Raw genomic sequence first — 16,313 nt, 5'->3', positions numbered from 1 at the left:
GGGCTCGGGCGGCGCGGGCGGCTTCGGCGGCGGCGGCGGTGGAACGTATGCATTTGCCGGCGCGGCCGGCGGCTTCGGTGGCGGTGGCGGTGGTTCAGCGGTCTCCGGCGCTGGAGCCGGGGGCTTTGGCGGAGGCCATGGCGGACGAGGCGCCGATTACTCCGGAGTGCCGTCGCCGGCCAATGGCGGCGGTGGTGGCGGCGCCGGCATGGGAGGCGCAGTCTTCGTCATGGACGGTGGTTCGCTCACATTGGGCGGCCGCTTCGAGGTGCGCGGAAACAGCGTGGCTGGCGGCGCGGCCGGCGGCGGCGGTGCGCAAGGCGGTGCTGCCTTCGGCTCCGGCATCTTCATGCAAGGGGGCTCCAGCGCGCTGACATTTGCACCGGACGTCGGCAATTTGCAGACCGTCAGCGATGTGATCGCCGATCAGACCGGGTCCGGCGGAGCCGGTGCCCACGCCGGCAGCATCGGCCTGGTGAAGACAGGCGCCGGCCGCCTGGTGCTGGCGGCCGCCAACACCTACAGCGGTGGAACCATCGTCACCGGAGGCCGGCTGTCGATCGAAGCCGATCAGAATCTCGGAGCGTCCGACTCGACGCTGACGCTCGACGGCGGTGCCCTGCAGAACACAGTGGCCCTCACGACAGGTCGCGCCATCGTCCTCTGGGCCGGCGGCGGTGGGTTTCAGACCGACGCCGATCTTCGTCTGGCCGGGGTCGTTGCCGGAACGGGCTTCCTCGTCAAGCGCGGTGCTGCCATCCTCACGTTGACGGGGCCGAATACCTATGCCGGCGGCACCGTGCTCTCGGAGGGCAAACTGTCGGTCTCGGCCGACGCCAACCTCGGCTCCAGCTCGGGCTCGATGACCTTCGATGGAGGCACCCTGCAAGTCACCGGAGGTGCCTTCGTCTCGACGCCCAGGACCATCACGTGGGGTGTCGCCGGAGGCGGTTTCGACATCGTCCAATCCGACACCACCTTTACCGTGCCCCAGGCGCTGGCGGGCCCCGGCGGTCTGAGCAAGGAAGGCGCAGGGACGCTTGTGCTCTCGGGCACCAATCGATACGCCGGTGGCACCTCGCTGCACGCCGGCACCTTGGTCGGCAGCGCCGGCAGCTTCGGAAGTGGTGGCATCGTCGACAACGCAGCGCTTCTGATCGACCAGCCCGTCGATGCCGTGTTCGCCAACGCCGTCAGCGGCCGTGGCTCGCTCGGCAAGACAGGTGCCGGTACGCTGGTCCTGACGGGCACGAGCAGCTACACGGGCGGCACCGTCATCGATGCGGGCGCCCTCCAGGTGGGCGACGGCGGCAGCCATGGGGCCATCGTGGGTGACGTGACCAACAATGGCGCGCTGGTCTTCAACCGCGGCGATGCGAGCACTTTCCCGGGGGCCATCAGCGGCAGTGGAGCGGTGGTCAAGCGAGGCTCCGGCACTTTGACCCTCACCGGTGCCAACACCTACAGCGGCGGCACGACGATCATCGACGGAAAGCTGTCTGTGTCTGCCGATCGTCCGCTCGGGTCAGGCCGCCTCGCACTCGATGGCGGAACCCTCCAGGTCACCGGCACTGCGTTCGAGGCGACATCGCGCAACGTCTTCTTGGGCGCGAACGGCGGCGGCATCGACATCGTCGGCGTCGATGCCACCTTTGCGGTTGAACAGGCAGTCACGGGGCAGGGGGCCTTGACCAAGGACGGCGCGGGCACGCTCGTGCTCGCGAATGCCGGCAGCTACGAGGGCGGCACGACGATCCGGACCGGCACCCTGCGCGGCCATGCGGCAAGCTTCGGTAGCGGGCGCATCGACAACGCCGCCGAACTGCACATCGACCAGCCCTCCGATGCCACGCTGGCGAACACCGTCACCGGCATCGGCAAGTTGATCAAGACCGGGGGCGGCATGCTGACACTTGCAGCCGAAAACCGCTACAGCGGCGGCACCGACCTCAAGCAGGGTGGAATCGCCATCGGCAACAACAATGCCTTGGGCAGCGGAGGCCTCGCCATGCACGAAGGCACCACCCTTCGTTTCGCTGCCGATCGCCTTGTCGTGGCCAATCCCATCGTGTTCACCGATGCCGTGGATCCAACCATCGACACAGGCCCCTTCACTGCGACCATCGCCGGCGGCATCAGCGGCCCGGGGATGCTCAGCAAGATTGGAAGCGGCACCCTCGTCCTTGCCGGTGTCAACACCTATGCCGGCACCACGGCGGTCAACGAGGGCACGCTGCGCGCCGCGGTTGCCGGCACCTTCAGTGCGGGCTCCGTGCACGACGTCGTCCCGGGCGCTGTGATCGACCTGGCCGGCTTCAGCCAGCGAATGGCCGGCCTCAACAACGGTGGGGTGGTGTCGCTGGTCGGCGTCGTGCCCGGAACGACGCTCACCGTCACCGGTGCTTATGCCGGAACCCGTGGCGTCTTGCGGCTGGGCACTTTCCTCGAGAGCAGCAGCAGCGTCAGCGATCGCCTCGTCCTCGATGGCGCTGGCGCCATCGCCAGCGGCCGTACCGTCATCCAGGTTCTCAACCAGGGTGGCCTGGGTGCACTGACGACCGGAAACGGCATCGAGCTCGTCGGCGCCAGCAACGGCGCCGCCACCACGGCTCAGGGCACCCGGGATGCCTTCTCCCTGCTGGGCGAGCACGTGGACGCCGGTGCCTACGAATACCGCCTGCATGCCGGCGATCTCCGTGGTGCCGGGCAGAACTGGTACCTGCGCTCCACTGCCGTGGCAGCTTCGTCCGAACCGGCCAAGGCTCCGTCAGAGGCAACGGCCCCGTCCTCGGCAGCGGCAACGTCGACGGAGACGGTGAAGCCTCCTACCGATTCGCTTGCGGCCATCTTGCTTCCAACCTACCGCGCCGAGGTCCCCCTCCTTGCCGCGTTGCCCGAGCAATTGCGCCAGGGTCACCTCGTCATGCTGGGCAACCTGCACCAGCGCATCGGCGATGACGATCGTGGTTTGCGTTCGTCGGCGAGCGACACGGAAGGACAACCTCGAGACGGGCACCGCTTCTGGAGTCGAGTGGTCGGCGCCGGCCGGACTCTTCGGCAGGCGGGCATGGTCACACCCTGGAGCGAGCTACGACTGGGCGGAATCCAGGCCGGCACCGATTTGTGGGTCGATTCGGATTGGCGTGCTGGCATCTACATCGGCCAGCTCGACGGCGATGCGCGCGTCAGAGGTTTCGCGCGCGGGGTGGCCAACCTGGCGGTGGGCAGCAACGAGTTGCGCAACCAGTACGCGGGTGGCTACGCGACTTACCGCGATGCGGAGGGCTTCTACGTCGATGCGGTGCTGCAGGCTGGCCGGCATCGTTACGTGCTCGAGCCGTTCGGCGGCCAGCGTGTCGAAGGCAAGGGCGGCAGCCTGAGTGCGTCGCTGGAAACCGGGCAGCTGTTCAGGCTCGGCGAGGGCTGGCACGTCGAGCCGCAGTTGCAGCTGGTGCATCTGCACAACGAGCTCGACGCAGTCGACATCGTTGGTGCTCGCGTGCAGCAGGACCGGGCCGAAACTTGGCTGGCTCGCCTCGGGATACGCCTCAAGGGGGATGTGCTTACCGGCGCAGGCCGGCTTCAGCCCTATGCGCGGCTGAATCTCTACAGAGCCTCGCGCGGAAACGACGTAGCCCGTTTCTCAAGTCCGGCCGCCGTGACGTCCATCGTCAGCAGCACCGGCGGCGCTTCTGCGGAACTGTCGGCGGGCTTCACCTTGTCGCTCGACGCGTCGACCAGCGTGTATGGCGAGGTCGGCAGGCTGTGGGCCGTCGGCGGCGAGTCACGCGTGAAGTCGCAACTCAACGCCTCGGCCGGCCTGCGGATGCATTGGTGAAACGCCGGCTCGTCCGCCGTGTGGCAGGCGAGCCGCGCGACAACTTGCCGTGTCGCTGGCAGCAGAAGGCTTAAAGGCCTGCCGCGGCGCGCAGGACCGCAGCCTTGTCGGTGCGCTCCCAGCTGAATTCGGGCTCTTCGCGCCCGAAGTGGCCGTAGGCGGCGGTCTTGCCGTAGATCGGGCGCAGCAGGTCGAGCATTTGAATGATGCCCTTCGGACGCAGGTCGAAGTGTTCCTGCACCAGCGCGGCGATCTTCTCGTCGGAAATCTTGCCGGTGCCCTCGGTGTAGACCGTGACGTTCATCGGGCGTGCGACACCGATCGCATAAGCGACCTGGATCTGGCACTGGCGCGCGATGCCGGCAGCCACGATGTTCTTGGCCACGTAGCGCGCGGCGTAGGCCGCCGAGCGGTCGACCTTGCTCGGATCCTTGCCCGAGAAGGCGCCACCGCCGTGAGGGCAGGCGCCGCCGTAGGTGTCGACGATGATCTTGCGGCCGGTGAGGCCGCAATCACCCTGCGGGCCGCCGATGACGAAACGGCCGGTCGGATTGATCAGGTACTTGGTGTCCTTGAGCCATTCCTTCGGCAACACCGGCTTGATGATCTCTTCGATGATGGCTTCGTTGAACGACGCCTTCATCTTGGTCGGCGTTTCGCTCTGGTCGGGATGGTGCTGCGTGGAGAGCACCACGGTGTCGATGCTGTGCGGCTTGCCGTCGACGTAGCGCATCGTCACCTGGCTCTTGGCGTCGGGGCGCAGGAAGGGCAGGCGGCCGTCCTTGCGCAACTGGGCCTGGCGCTCCACGAGGCGGTGGGCGTAGTAGATCGGCGCGGGCATGAGCTCGGGCGTTTCGTCGCAGGCGTAGCCGAACATCAGGCCCTGGTCGCCGGCACCGGTGTTCAGGTGGTCGTCGCTCGCGTGGTCCACGCCCTGGGCGATGTCGTTGGACTGCTTGTCGTAGCAGACCATCACGGCGCAGCCCTTGTAGTCGATGCCGTAGTCGGTGTTGTCGTAGCCGATGCGCTTGATGGTGTCGCGTGCGACCTGGATGTAGTCGACGTGCGCGTTGGTGGTGATCTCGCCGGCCAGCACCACGAGGCCGGTGTTGGTCAGCGTCTCGGCGGCCACGCGGCTGCGGGGGTCCTGCTCGAAGATCGCGTCGAGGATGGCATCCGAGATCTGGTCGGCAACCTTGTCGGGGTGGCCTTCGGAAACGGATTCGGAAGTGAAGAGAAAGTCGTTCGCCATGTCGTGAAAACTCCTGTGGTTGAATCGGCGCGTTGCCGATCCGTCGGGAGTCTGGCGAACGCTTTAGCAGTGATGTTTAACGTCGCCCTGCAAGTAGTTCCATAACTCAGCGACAATTTGCATTCTATTCGAGCCGCGCGGTACGCTGCGCGCGCGCCTGGTTTTCCACCCCCTCCGACTGGATGATTTTTCTGTTTCGACTGCTCGCCCACGTGCCGCTGCGATGGATGCAGGCCGCCGGCCGCTGCCTGGGCTGGCTCGTCTGGTGGGGCTCGCCGACCTACCGTCGGCGTTTTCGAGAGAACGCGGAGCGTGCCGGCTTCAGCCCCGACCAGTACCGCCCCGCCATCGGCGCCGCGGGTGCGATGGCGGCGGAACTGCCGTGGCTTTGGGCGCGCGGGCAGGACGAAAGCGTGCTGCCGCGCATCGTCCGCTGGGATGGCGTTGACGAACTCGAGGCCGCGCTCGCGGCCCGCAAGGGCGTGATCATCGCGTCGCCGCACATCGGCTGCTGGGAAATCCTGGGGCAGGCGCTCGGCGAGCGCTTCGTCGGCACGCATGGACCGATCACCGCCTTGTTCCGGCCGCATCGCAAGAAGTGGATGGCCGACCTGCTCGCCTCGGGCTCGCGCGAACGGCGCGGTTTGCAGACGCTGCCGACCAGCGTCGCGGGCGTGCGCGGCCTCATTCGCACGCTGCGCCAGGGTGGCTACACGGGCATCCTGCCCGACCAGGTGCCGCCGCTGGGGCAGGGCGTGTGGGCGCCCTTCCTCGGGCGGCCTGCCTACACGATGACCCTGCTGCCGCGGCTGGCGCAGCAGACCGGTGCGCGCGTGTTCTTCGGCGTGTGCGAGCGGCTTCCGCGCGGTGCGGGCTACGCCATTCGCCTGACGCCTTGCGAGGGAACCGCGCTGGGCGATCCGAAGGCCACGCCCGAGGCCGCCGCGGCGGCCATGAACGAGGGCATCGCCGCGCTGATCCGCGCGCTGCCGGGGCAGTACGTCTGGGACTACGCGCGCTACAAGCAGCCGCGCGGTGAAGCGCCGGTCGTGGCGGAGTCGACGCCATGAGCTTGTTTTCCCAGATCGGCATCGGGTTCATGCGCGCCTTGGCTCACGTTCCACTGCCCGTGGTACGCGGTTTCGGCACGTTCCTGGGCCACGTGCTGCACAGCGTGGCAGGGTCGCGGCGCAAGGTGGTGGATGCCAACCTCGCCCTGTGCTTTCCCGAGAAGTCGCAGGCCGAGCGGCGAAGCATCGCGCGCGAGACCTTCGTCTACGTCGCGCAATCATGGCTCGATCGGGGCTGGCTCTGGCATGCGCCCGAAGCCACCGTGGCGGCCCGCCTCAAGGTGAAGGGCGCTTCCGGCGAGATCGACGAGATCGCCAACGGTACCGACCCGATGATCCTGTTCGCGCCGCACTTCTATGGCCTCGATGCCGCGGCCACGGCCCTGACCATGCACACGGCACGGCCTTCCACCACCATCTATACCACCCAGCGCGACCCGATGGTGGATGCGTGGATCAAAGAGGGCCGCAAGCGCTTCGGCAACGTGATCACGCTGAACCGGGTCGATGGCATCAAGCCGATCATCGCGGGGCTGCGCAAGGGCGGGCTGCTGTACCTGCTGCCCGACATGGACTTCGGCCGCGACCAGACCGTCTTCGTGCCCTTCTACGGCGTGCCCGCCGCGACGGTGCCGTCGCTGTCGCGCTTCGCACGGCTGGGTCGTGCCAAGGTCGTGCCGGTGGTTTCCAAGCTCACGCCCACGGGCTACGAAATCGAGGTGCTGCCCGCCTGGGCCGACTTCCCGACCGAGGACGTGGTGGCCGACACCGCGCTGATGAACGAGCGCCTGCAGGGCTACATCGACACCATGCCCTCGCAGTACTACTGGGTGCACCGGCGCTTCAAGACTCGGCCCGATGGCGCGGCGTCGGTCTACTGAGTGCGCGCGAGAAAAGCCTCGATCTCGCTGGCCACGTATTGCGGCTGTTCGTGCACGATCCAGTGGGTCGCGTCGGGCACCTTCTTGAGATCGAGTTTCGGCACGTAGTCTTCCAAACCTTCGAGCAGGCCTGGCAGCAATGCAGCGTCGTCCAGGGCCCAGAACACGAAGGTCGGCACGTTCACCACCAGCCGTTCGCGCGGCAGTTCGGGAAACTCGGCCGCCGGCTTGCCGGGAATCGCCGGTTTCATCGGCGTCACGCGGTAGAGGTTGCAGGCGCCCGTGAGTCCGTGGTCCCAGACCTCGCGGTACTGGTTCTTGACCTCTTCGGTGAGCCAGCCATAGCCGTCGGGTCCGGCCTTCATCTGGGTGAACGACAGCCACAGGCGCTTGTAGTCGTCGGCCGAAAGCATGGCCTCGGCGTCGGGCCGCGCCAGGAAGTTCATGTACATGCTGGCCGCCTGTTGGGCCGGGTTGTCGCGCAACTCGCGCATGAAGGTGCCCGGGTGCGGCGAGTTGATGATGACCAGCCGCCCCAGCGTGTCCCCGTGCTGGTTGCCGTAGCCCCAGCCGAAGGCGCCGCCCCAGTCGTGCGCGATCAGCACTTCGATGCGGCCGTCGTCGCGTTCGCTGCGCGCCAGTTGCTCGATGTCCTGGACCAGCAGATGCGCGCGATAGGCCTCGACCTCCTTGGGCGAACTGGACTTCTCGAAGCCGCGCAGGTTGGGCGCCACGCAGCGCCAGCCGCCATGCTCCGGCCGGCTGAAGTGCTCCATCAGCTCGTCCCAGATGAAGGCGGCTTCCGGAAAGCCGTGCAGGAACACCATCAACGGGCGGCCGGGCTCGCCGGCGGCGCGGCAGCTGAGCGTGGTGCCGTTGGGCAGCGTGCGGGCAAAGGTCTGGATCATGGCGGGCTGTCTCTTTCTTTTCCTTCTGTCGACTCGGCGGACGCATCTTCGTCGGTCTTCTGCGGATGCGTCCAGTGCCACAGCAGCTCGGCCGTTTCGTCCACGCCCTGTTGCTTCAAGGCGGAGAACAGTTTGACCTCGCCGCCGCCGGCCTGTAGTCGCGCGATCGACAGCGCCTTGGCGCCCTCGGCGCGCGAGAGCTTGTCGGCCTTGGTCAGCAGCACCAGGAACTTGAGGCCCTGCTCGACGCGCGGGCGGATCACCTCGAGCAGGATGTCGTCGAGCTCGGTCAAGCCATGGCGCGGATCGCACATCAGCACCACGCCGCGCAGGCTCTCGCGCGTCATCAGGTAATTGCCCATCACACGTTGCCAGCGCAGCTTGGCCTCGCGCGGCACGGCCGCATAGCCGTAGCCGGGCAGGTCGGCCAGCACTGCGTCGTCCGTCTTCTGCCGGCCGACGCCGAACAGGTTGATGTGCTGGGTGCGGCCCGGCGTCTTCGAGGCGTAGGCCAGGCGCGTTTGCTGGGTCAGCGTGTTGATGGCGGTGGACTTGCCGGCGTTCGAACGGCCGACGAAGGCGATTTCTGGCAGCCCGACGGGCGGCAGGTGTTCGAGCTGCGGAGCGCTGGTGAGGAAGTGCGCGGTATGCAGCCAACCGCGGGCGGCGCGGAAGCGTTCGGCGGCCGCGCTGTCGGCGACGGCGGTCTTGCGGGGATAGGGGGTTGCCGGCTTGCGGCTCGGAGCGGTCATCGTTGGAGCCAGGGTCACGGGGCGTCACATTGTAGAATCCGCCGGTTTTGCGCCATAAATCCCAAGCCCCCGATATGAAGTTGTTCGCCAGTATCCTGCTTGCAGCCCTCATGGGCGTCGCCGCCAGCACCAGCGTCGCGGCAGACGACGATCAAGCAAGCAAGCCGGCCGCCGCCGCGGCGCCTGCCAAGGCTGCCAAGCCCGATCCCGCCAAGGGCGACACCATCTTCAACAACACCCCGGCCAACAGCCAGAGCTGCGCGTCGTGCCACAACGCAGACGGCAACTCGGCCATCGCGGCCAACCCCAAGTTGGCGCAGCAGCACCCCGAATACATCCTCAAGCAGTTGCAGGACTTCAAGTCCGGCAAGCGCAAGAGCGCCATCATGAAGCCGCTGGCCTCGGCCCTGTCCGACGAAGACATGCGCAACGTCGCGTATTTCGTCGGCGCCAAGAAGGTCAAGCCCGGCTTCTCGAAAGAGAAGGACCTGGTCGCACTGGGCGAGAAGATCTACCGCGGCGGCATCGGCGAACGCCAGATCCCGGCCTGCGCCGGCTGCCACAGCCCGAACGGCGCCGGCATCCCTGCCCAGTACCCGCGCCTGGGCGGCCAGCATGCCGACTACACCGTGGTGCAGCTCAACCAGTTCCGCGACGGCGCCCGCCTGAACAGCCCGCAGATGACCGGCGTCGCCGCCAAGCTCAACGACCGCGAGATCAAGGCCGTGTCCGACTACATCGCCGGCCTGCGCTGATCCTTCCAGGCGCACCAGCCTGAACTAACCGCCGATAACAAACCCCAACAGGGCGGGCCGATCCCAGGGAGGATCGCCCGCCCTTTTGCATTTCTCATCCTGCGTCATGTCAGTTTCCACCCACGGCCTACGCGTGCGCAGCGGCCCCCACGCGCTTCGCGCGCTGGTGGAACTGCTGTCGTCGATGCGCTTCGCGATCGCGCTGCTGACGGTCATCTGCATCGCGTCCATCATCGGCACCGTGCTCAAGCAGCACGAGCCGATCAACAACTACGTCAACCAGTTCGGACCCTTCTGGGCCGAGGTGTTCCGCGCGGCGCGGCTCGATTCGATCTACAGCGCCTGGTGGTTTCTGCTGATCCTGGCCTTCCTGGTGATCAGCACGTCGCTGTGCATCGGACGCAACACGCCGCGCATCCTGGCCGATTTGAAGAACTACAAGGAAAGCATCCGCGTCCAGAGCCTGCGTGCCTTCGGCCAGCGAGCGGAGGCCGTGCTCGGGGAGACGCCCGACGTCGCGGCCAACCGCATCGGCCAGTTGCTCGCGGGCGGCGGATGGAAGGTCAAGTTGCAGCACCGCGACGGTGACGGCTGGATGGTGGCGGCGCGTGCGGGTGGTGCGAACAAGCTGGGCTACATCGCGGCGCACAGCGCGATCGTGCTGGTGTGCCTGGGCGGGCTGCTCGACGGCGACCTGATCGTGCGGGCCCAGACCTGGTTCAACGGCAAGAGCGTCTACACCGGGGGCGGGCTCATCGCCGACGTGGCGCCGCAGCACCGCCTGTCGCCGAACAACCTCACCTTCCGCGGCAACATCCTGGTGCCCGAAGGAGGGCAGGGCAGCGTCGCCATCCTGAACCAGTCCGACGGTGTGCTGCTGCAGGAGTTGCCCTTCTCCATCGAGCTCAAGAAGTTCATCGTCGACTACTACGCGACCGGCATGCCGAAGCTCTTCGCCAGCGAGGTCGTGCTGCACGACCGCGAGACCGGCCAGCAGGTGCCGGCGCGCATCGAGGTGAACCACCCGGCGAGCTACAAGGGCATCGAGATCTACCAGTCCAGCTTCGACGACGGCGGCTCCAGCGTGAAGCTCAAGGCCGTGCCCATGGGGGCGTCGGCCAAGACGTTCGAGCTCGAAGGCATCATCGGCAACACGGCCGAGATCACCAACGGCACGGAGCGTCTGACGCTCGAATACACGGCGCTGCGCGTGATCAACGTCGAGAACTTCGCCGACGCTGGCGCGCTGACCAGTGGCGCCGACGTACGCAAGGTCGATCTTCGAAGCGACATCGAGTCGCGGCTCGGCGCGGCCAACAAGACCAACAAGCCCAAGGTGCTGCGCAACATCGGTCCTAGCATCGGCTACAAGCTGCGCGACGCGGCCGGCCAGGCCCGGGAGTATCAGAATTACATGGTGCCCGTCGACACCGGCGACGGCCAACCGGTCTTCCTGCTCGGCATGCGGGAACGACCGGAAGATCCCTTCCGCTACCTGCGCGTGCCCTCCGACGAGCAGGGTTCGATGGACGGCTTCGTGCGCATGCGCGCCGCACTGAACGATGCCGAGATGCGCTCCACCGCGATCCAGCGGTACATCGCGCGCAGCACCGATCCCAAGCGCCCCGAACTGGCCGAGCAACTGCGCTCGTCTGCCGCGCGGGCGCTGGCGCTCTTCGCCGGCGCCGAGCGCGCCAGGGCCGATGCCGTGAGCAACGGCGGCTGGCAGGCGATCGCCGAATTCATGGAAGCCAACGTGCCCGAGGCCGAGCGCGAGCGCGCCGGGGCGGTGCTGGTGCGCATCCTCAACGACGTGCTCTACGAGGTGTTGAACTTGAGCCGCGAGAAGGCGAGCCTCGCCGCCCTGCCCGCCGACGACAAGACACAGGCCTTCCTCACCCAGGCTGTGCTCGCGCTCAGCGACGCGCATTTCTACCCGGCCCCGGTCGCCATGATGCTCACCGACTTCCAGCAGGTGCAGGCGAGCGTGTTCCAGGTGGCCCGCGCCCCTGGCAAGAACATCGTTTACCTGGGCTGCCTGTTGCTGATCGTCGGCATTTTTGCCATGCTCTACGTCCGCGAACGCAGGCTCTGGGTGTGGCTGGCCAAGGATGCGGAGGGTGACGGCACGGCCGCCACCATGGCCTTCTCGGTCAACCGCAAGACCATCGACAGCGACCGCGAATTCGAGCGCCTGAAAGACCGGCTGCTCGCCCTCCGAAAGGACAGTGCACCATGAGCACCACCACCCTCACGCTTCACGACAGCTGGCTTTCGCGGCGCAACGCCTTTGACTGGGTGTTCGCCGTGCTCGTGCTGGCCGGCGGGCTGTTCGCGTTCTCGCGTTACGCGAATGCGATGGACGTCTACGAGAAGGTCATCCTGCTGGGGACTATGCCCTTCGCCATCTGGCTGGGCTGGTTCTGGCGGCCCTTGAGCGTGCTGGCCATCGTGGTCGCGGCGGCGGCGCTGCTGGGCATCGTCTCGTACCAGGGCGACCTGGCGCGCGCCGACCAGGTCTTCTGGCTCAAGTACTTTCTTTCCAGCCAGTCGGCCATCCTCTGGATGAGCGTGCTCTTCTTCATGAGCACCCTTTTCTACTGGATCGGCTTCTTCGCCGGCAAGCAGGGCGACACGATGGACCTCATCGGCTCGCGCCTGGCCTGGGCGGCAGTGACGATGGCGCTCATCGGCACCATGGTGCGCTGGTACGAGAGCCACCAGCTCGGCCCGGACATCGGCCACATCCCCGTGAGCAACCTGTACGAGGTGTTCGTGCTGTTCTGCTGGCTCACGGCCACCTTCTACCTCTACTACGAATCGCGTTACGGCACGCGCGCTCTCGGCGCTTTCGTGATGCTGGTGGTGAGCGCGGCGGTCGGCTTCCTGCTCTGGTACACGCTGGTACGCGAGGCCCACGAGATCCAGCCCTTGGTGCCTGCCCTGCAGAGCTGGTGGATGAAGCTCCACGTGCCGGCCAACTTCATCGGCTACGGCACCTTCGCGCTGGCGGCCATGGTGGCGTTCGCCTATCTCATCAAGGAGCAGGCGACCGAGACGCGCTGGTACCGGCTTACGCCCATGTGGCTGCTGGGCGTGGCGCTGTGCTTCGTCCCCGTGGCCTTCCGCCAGCGTGCGCAGGAAGCCGGTGGCAGCTACTGGTTCGTCTATGCGGCCATCTCGGCCCTGATCGCCGCGGGCATCCTTCTGGGGCGCCGGCGCATCGCGGCCCGGCTGCCGGCCAACGAGGTGCTGGACGACGTGATGTACAAGGCCATCACCGTCGGCTTCGCTTTTTTCACGATCGCCACCGTGCTGGGCGCACTGTGGGCTGCCGATGCCTGGGGCGGCTACTGGAGCTGGGACCCGAAGGAAACCTGGGCGCTGATCGTCTGGCTCAACTACGCGGCATGGCTGCACATGCGGCTGGTGAAGGGGCTGCGCGGCACCGTGGCCGCCTGGTGGGCGCTGGCTGGCTTGGCCGTCACCACCTTCGCCTTCCTCGGCGTCAACATGTTCCTGAGCGGATTGCACAGCTACGGCACCCTGTAGCGGAGGACGAATCCACAGGAACCGCCGATGCGTAACCTAATCAGCTCTTGGGACGAACTGATCCCAGTACGACAAAACAGCTGAAAGGCGCTCCATGTTGATTCGTTCCGATGATTCCGGCTTCAATCACCCCCGCTCCAGCGAGATCACGCCGCGCGCCGCTTATGAAGGAAGGCGCGACATGCTCAGGCTGCTGGCCGGCGGCGTGGCCGGTGCGGCGTTGGCATCCTGGGCTGGCCGCGACGCGCTGGCGCAAGCCGCCGCACCCGGCAAGCTGGCTGCGCTGAAGGGTGAGAAGTCGGGAGTGGCCGGCGCCCAGACGATGGAAAAGCTCACCGACTACAAGGACGCGGCGAGCTACAACAACTACTACGAGTTCGGCACCGACAAAGGCGATCCGGTCAAGAACGCGCACACGCTGAAGACCCGGCCCTGGACCGTCGAGGTCGAAGGCCTGGTCAAGAAACCCGGCAAGTACGGCATCGACGACCTGCTCAAGCTCAGCGCCCAGGAAGAGCGCATCTATCGGCTGCGCTGCGTCGAGGGCTGGTCGATGGTCATCCCGTGGGTCGGCTACTCGCTGGCCGAGCTGATCAAACGGGTCGAGCCGCAGGGCAACGCCAAGTACGTCGAGTTCGTGACGCTGGCCGACCCGAAGACCATGCCTTTCGTCGGCTCGCGCGTCCTCGACTGGCCGTATGCCGAAGGGCTGCGCATGGACGAGGCCATGCATCCGCTCACGCTACTGACCTTCGGGATGTACGGCGAGGTGCTGCCCAATCAGAACGGCGCACCGGTGCGACTCGTGGTGCCGTGGAAATACGGCTTCAAGAGCGCCAAATCCATCGTCAAGATCCGCTTCGTCGAGAAGGAGCCCGGCACGGCGTGGAACAAGGCGGCGGCGCAAGAGTACGGTTTCTTCTCGAACGTGAACCCCAACGTCGACCATCCGCGCTGGAGCCAGGCGACCGAAAGGCGCATCGGCGATGGCTCGGGGCTGTTCGCCAAGCGGCACAAGACCTTGCTGTTCAACGGCTATGAGCAGCAGGTCGCCCAGCTCTACGCCGGCATGGACCTCAAGAAGTTCTACTGAGCCAGGCCGTGCCATGAACAAGCTGCTGTTGCACCCGGCCGCCAAGCCGCTGGTGTTCGTGCTGTGCCTGCTGCCTTTTGCGTGGCTGGCCTATGGCGCCTTCACCGACGGGTTGGGCGCCAATCCGGCGGAGCACCTGATCCGATCGACCGGCGACTGGACCCTGCGATTCATCTGCATCGTGCTTGCCGTCACGCCGCTGCGCGTCACCTTCAAGGTCAACGCGCTGGCACGCTTCAGGCGCATGCTGGGGCTCTTCGCATACTTCTATGTCGTGGTGCACCTGCTGAGCTACAGCCTGTTCGACATGGGCTTCGACCTCGCAGAGATCGCCAAGGACATCGCCAAGCGTCCATTCATCCTCGTGGGGTTCAGCGCTTTCGTGCTGCTGACGCCGCTGGCGGCGACGTCTTTCAATCGGGCCATCAAGGCAATGGGCGCGAAGCGCTGGCAGGCGCTGCACAAGCTGGTTTACGTGATCGCGGGACTGGGCCTGCTGCATTTCTTCTGGATGCGGGCTGGCAAGAACAACTTTGCCGAGGTGTTCGTCTATGCCGCCATCGTGGCGGTGCTGCTCGGCTGGCGCGTGTGGAACTTCGTCCGCAACAGAAAGAGTGGGCCGCAGGCCGCTCCGGCCGGCCGCGTGCAGATGAGCAAGTGATGCCGGCTCAGTCGGCCAGGCGTTCGGTGCGCAGCTGGTCCTCGATGCTTTCGCGCCGGCGGATCAGGCTGGCACGCTCGCCGCTGACCAGCACTTCCGCCGCACGTCCGCGCGTGTTGTAGTTGCTCGCCATCGCCATCGAATAGGCGCCGGCCGACAGCACCGCCAGCAGGTCGCCCGCCTGCACGTCGAGCGTGCGGTCGCGGCCGAGCCAGTCGCCGCTTTCGCAGACCGGGCCCACCACGTCGTAGCTGACAGCGTGCCCGCCCTGGCGCGGCGCCAGCGGCACGATGCGGTGGAAGGCCTGGTACATCGCGGGCCGGGGAAGATCGTTCATCGCCGCATCGACGATGCAGAAGTTCTTGGCTTCACCCGGCTTGGTGTAGAGCACCTCCGTCACGCATACACCCGCATTGCCGACCAGCGAACGGCCCGGCTCGACGACCAGCCGGCGCTTGCCGAAGCCGCGGGCATCGAGGCGCGCCAGCAACTGCCGCCACAGCGCATCGGCCGCAGGCGGCGTGTCCCCGTTGTAGTCGATGCCGAGTCCGCCGCCGAAGTCCAGGTGATGGAGCGGGATGCCCGCCTTCTCGATGGCCTCGACCAGGTCGAGCACGCGCTCTAGTGCTTCGAGGTAAGGCGCGGCGTCGGTGATCTGCGACCCGATGTGGCAATCGATGCCCACCACCTGCAGGCCCTTCAACGAGGCTGCATGCCGATAGATGGCCACGGCCCGATCGTGCGCAATGCCGAACTTGTTGCCCTTGAGCCCGGTGGAGATGTAGGGGTGCGTCTTAGGGTCGACGTTAGGATTGATGCGCACGCTGATCGCGGCGCGGCGGCCTTCTTCCAGCGCGACCGCGTTGAGCACGTCGATCTCGGCTTCGCTCTCGACGTTGAAGCAGGCGATGCCGGCAGCCAGGGCTTGGCGCATCTCGGCCTTGGTCTTGCCGACGCCGGAAAAGATCACCTTCGCCGGATCGGCGCCGGCCGCGAGCACGCGCGCGAGTTCGCCGCCGGAAACGATGTCGAAGCCGCAGCCTGCTTCTGCGAAGATACGCAGCACGCCCAACGAGGAGTTGGCCTTGATCGCGTAGCAGACCAGTGCGTCGCGGCCCTCGAAGCCGCGCTGGTAGGCCGCCAGTGCGTCGAGCATCCACTGCTTCGAGTAGACGAAGAGGGGAGTGCCGTGCTCCTGCGCAAGTGCAGCGAGAGATGCGCCTTCGACGTGGAGTGCGCCACCGCGGTACGCGATGTGCGGATGGCCCGGCAGGCTTTGCGTCGGGTCGCTCACTTCGTTCCTTCGTTCCGGGGGGTCGAAGTGCCGCTGGCGTCGGCGGGGGGCTGCACGGGCGTGTTGCCGGTACCGCCGCTCGCGGCATCGCTGCCGCCCGTGCGGGGCATCACCAGTTCGGGCAGCGTGGCGCGGCCTTTGGCGGCAGGATCGGTCGGCAGATAAAGGGCGCCCTTTTGGCCGCAGCCGCCGAGCGCGACCCCGACGAGCACGAGGCCAATGGCGCTCACTAGAATTTGACGGACATTCGACATGCA

13 protein-coding genes are annotated in these 16,313 nt (G+C 66.8%); 8 read left to right on the top strand and 5 right to left on the bottom strand.

Going from position 1 to position 16,313, the window contains the following annotated elements:
• Window positions 1-229 precede the first annotated feature (229 nt).
• A complete protein-coding gene (locus B0W80_RS22025; protein ID WP_218668933.1) occupies window positions 230-3,838 on the top strand; it encodes an autotransporter-associated beta strand repeat-containing protein in 3,609 nt (1,202 codons plus the stop codon).
• A 70-nt stretch (window positions 3,839-3,908) separates the two neighbouring features.
• On the opposite strand, the gene metK is transcribed toward B0W80_RS22025, so the two are convergent.
• Window positions 3,909-5,090, bottom strand: coding sequence for a methionine adenosyltransferase (gene metK / locus B0W80_RS22020; RefSeq protein WP_077001299.1), 1,182 nt, complete (start codon window positions 5,088-5,090; stop codon window positions 3,909-3,911).
• Window positions 5,091-5,272: 182 nt separating this feature from the next.
• Here metK and B0W80_RS22015 point away from each other — a divergent pair, with 182 nt between their 5' ends.
• Both B0W80_RS22015 and B0W80_RS22010 read left to right on the top strand, forming a co-directional pair.
• A complete protein-coding gene (locus B0W80_RS22015; RefSeq protein ID WP_077001298.1) occupies window positions 5,273-6,160 on the top strand; it encodes a lysophospholipid acyltransferase family protein in 888 nt (295 codons plus the stop codon).
• Window positions 6,157-7,041: a lysophospholipid acyltransferase family protein gene (locus B0W80_RS22010; RefSeq protein WP_077001297.1), complete on the top strand. Its 885-nt coding sequence runs from the start codon at window positions 6,157-6,159 to the stop codon at window positions 7,039-7,041. Before B0W80_RS22015 ends, B0W80_RS22010 begins: the two co-directional genes overlap by 4 nt.
• On the opposite strand, the gene B0W80_RS22005 is transcribed toward B0W80_RS22010, so the two are convergent.
• Window positions 7,035-7,949: an alpha/beta fold hydrolase gene (locus B0W80_RS22005; protein WP_077001296.1), complete on the bottom strand. Its 915-nt coding sequence runs from the start codon at window positions 7,947-7,949 to the stop codon at window positions 7,035-7,037. The genes B0W80_RS22010 and B0W80_RS22005 overlap by 7 nt on opposite strands.
• Window positions 7,946-8,701: a ribosome biogenesis GTP-binding protein YihA/YsxC gene (gene yihA, locus B0W80_RS22000; RefSeq protein ID WP_077001295.1), complete on the bottom strand. Its 756-nt coding sequence runs from the start codon at window positions 8,699-8,701 to the stop codon at window positions 7,946-7,948. The genes B0W80_RS22005 and yihA overlap by 4 nt, the downstream gene beginning before the upstream one ends.
• A 74-nt stretch (window positions 8,702-8,775) precedes the next feature.
• On the opposite strand from yihA, the gene B0W80_RS21995 reads away from it, so the two are divergent.
• The 5 genes from B0W80_RS21995 (at window position 8,776) to B0W80_RS21975 (ending at window position 14,762) form a co-directional block, all read left to right on the top strand.
• The gene (locus B0W80_RS21995) at window positions 8,776-9,456 is read left to right on the top strand and encodes a cytochrome c (RefSeq protein ID WP_077001294.1); all 681 of its coding nucleotides are present in this window, start codon (window positions 8,776-8,778) and stop codon (window positions 9,454-9,456) included.
• Between the two features lie 106 nt (window positions 9,457-9,562).
• Complete coding sequence (locus B0W80_RS21990) at window positions 9,563-11,695, top strand: cytochrome c biogenesis protein ResB (RefSeq protein ID WP_077001293.1); 2,133 nt, start codon at window positions 9,563-9,565, stop codon at window positions 11,693-11,695.
• Complete coding sequence (ccsB, locus tag B0W80_RS21985; RefSeq protein WP_077001292.1) at window positions 11,692-13,008, top strand: c-type cytochrome biogenesis protein CcsB; 1,317 nt, start codon at window positions 11,692-11,694, stop codon at window positions 13,006-13,008. Before B0W80_RS21990 ends, ccsB begins: the two co-directional genes overlap by 4 nt.
• 94 nt (window positions 13,009-13,102) lie before the next feature.
• On the top strand, window positions 13,103-14,101 hold the full coding sequence (gene msrP, locus B0W80_RS21980; protein WP_077001291.1) for a protein-methionine-sulfoxide reductase catalytic subunit MsrP: 999 nt from the start codon (window positions 13,103-13,105) through the stop codon (window positions 14,099-14,101).
• Between the two features lie 13 nt (window positions 14,102-14,114).
• Window positions 14,115-14,762 carry a sulfite oxidase heme-binding subunit YedZ gene (locus B0W80_RS21975; RefSeq protein ID WP_077001290.1) on the top strand — a complete coding sequence of 216 codons (648 nt, stop codon included), beginning with the start codon at window positions 14,115-14,117 and terminating at the stop codon, window positions 14,760-14,762.
• A gap of 7 nt (window positions 14,763-14,769) precedes the next feature.
• Here B0W80_RS21975 and lysA read toward each other — a convergent pair whose 3' ends face one another.
• Both lysA and B0W80_RS36245 read right to left on the bottom strand, forming a co-directional pair.
• On the bottom strand, window positions 14,770-16,056 hold the full coding sequence (lysA, locus tag B0W80_RS21970; protein ID WP_077001289.1) for a diaminopimelate decarboxylase: 1,287 nt from the start codon (window positions 16,054-16,056) through the stop codon (window positions 14,770-14,772).
• Window positions 16,053-16,310, bottom strand: coding sequence for a lipoprotein (locus B0W80_RS36245; RefSeq protein WP_077001288.1), 258 nt, complete (start codon window positions 16,308-16,310; stop codon window positions 16,053-16,055). The genes lysA and B0W80_RS36245 overlap by 4 nt, the downstream gene beginning before the upstream one ends.
• Window positions 16,311-16,313 lie beyond the last annotated feature (3 nt).

The organism is Variovorax sp. KK3 (assembly GCF_001984055.1).
GTDB lineage: Bacteria > Pseudomonadota > Gammaproteobacteria > Burkholderiales > Burkholderiaceae_C > Variovorax.
The sequence above is the reverse complement of the archived record's forward strand: the minus strand, read 5'-3'. Positions and strand labels throughout refer to the sequence as shown.

Bases quoted from the DNA above. Each gene is read 5' to 3' on its own strand.
- B0W80_RS36245 (WP_077001288.1), bottom strand. From the start codon at position 16,310: ATGTCGAATGTCCGTCAAATTCTAGTGAGCGCCATTGGCCTCGTGCTC.
- B0W80_RS22015 (WP_077001298.1), top strand. From the start codon at position 5,273: ATGATTTTTCTGTTTCGACTGCTCGCCCACGTGCCGCTGCGATGGATG.
- B0W80_RS21995 (WP_077001294.1), top strand. From the start codon at position 8,776: ATGAAGTTGTTCGCCAGTATCCTGCTTGCAGCCCTCATGGGCGTCGCC.
- B0W80_RS22010 (WP_077001297.1), top strand. From the start codon at position 6,157: ATGAGCTTGTTTTCCCAGATCGGCATCGGGTTCATGCGCGCCTTGGCT.
- B0W80_RS22005 (WP_077001296.1), bottom strand. From the start codon at position 7,949: ATGATCCAGACCTTTGCCCGCACGCTGCCCAACGGCACCACGCTCAGC.
- msrP (WP_077001291.1), top strand. From the start codon at position 13,103: ATGTTGATTCGTTCCGATGATTCCGGCTTCAATCACCCCCGCTCCAGC.
- B0W80_RS21990 (WP_077001293.1), top strand. From the start codon at position 9,563: ATGTCAGTTTCCACCCACGGCCTACGCGTGCGCAGCGGCCCCCACGCG.
- ccsB (WP_077001292.1), top strand. From the start codon at position 11,692: ATGAGCACCACCACCCTCACGCTTCACGACAGCTGGCTTTCGCGGCGC.
- B0W80_RS22025 (WP_218668933.1), top strand. From the start codon at position 230: ATGGACGGTGGTTCGCTCACATTGGGCGGCCGCTTCGAGGTGCGCGGA.
- metK (WP_077001299.1), bottom strand. From the start codon at position 5,090: ATGGCGAACGACTTTCTCTTCACTTCCGAATCCGTTTCCGAAGGCCAC.
- B0W80_RS21975 (WP_077001290.1), top strand. From the start codon at position 14,115: ATGAACAAGCTGCTGTTGCACCCGGCCGCCAAGCCGCTGGTGTTCGTG.
- yihA (WP_077001295.1), bottom strand. From the start codon at position 8,701: ATGACCGCTCCGAGCCGCAAGCCGGCAACCCCCTATCCCCGCAAGACC.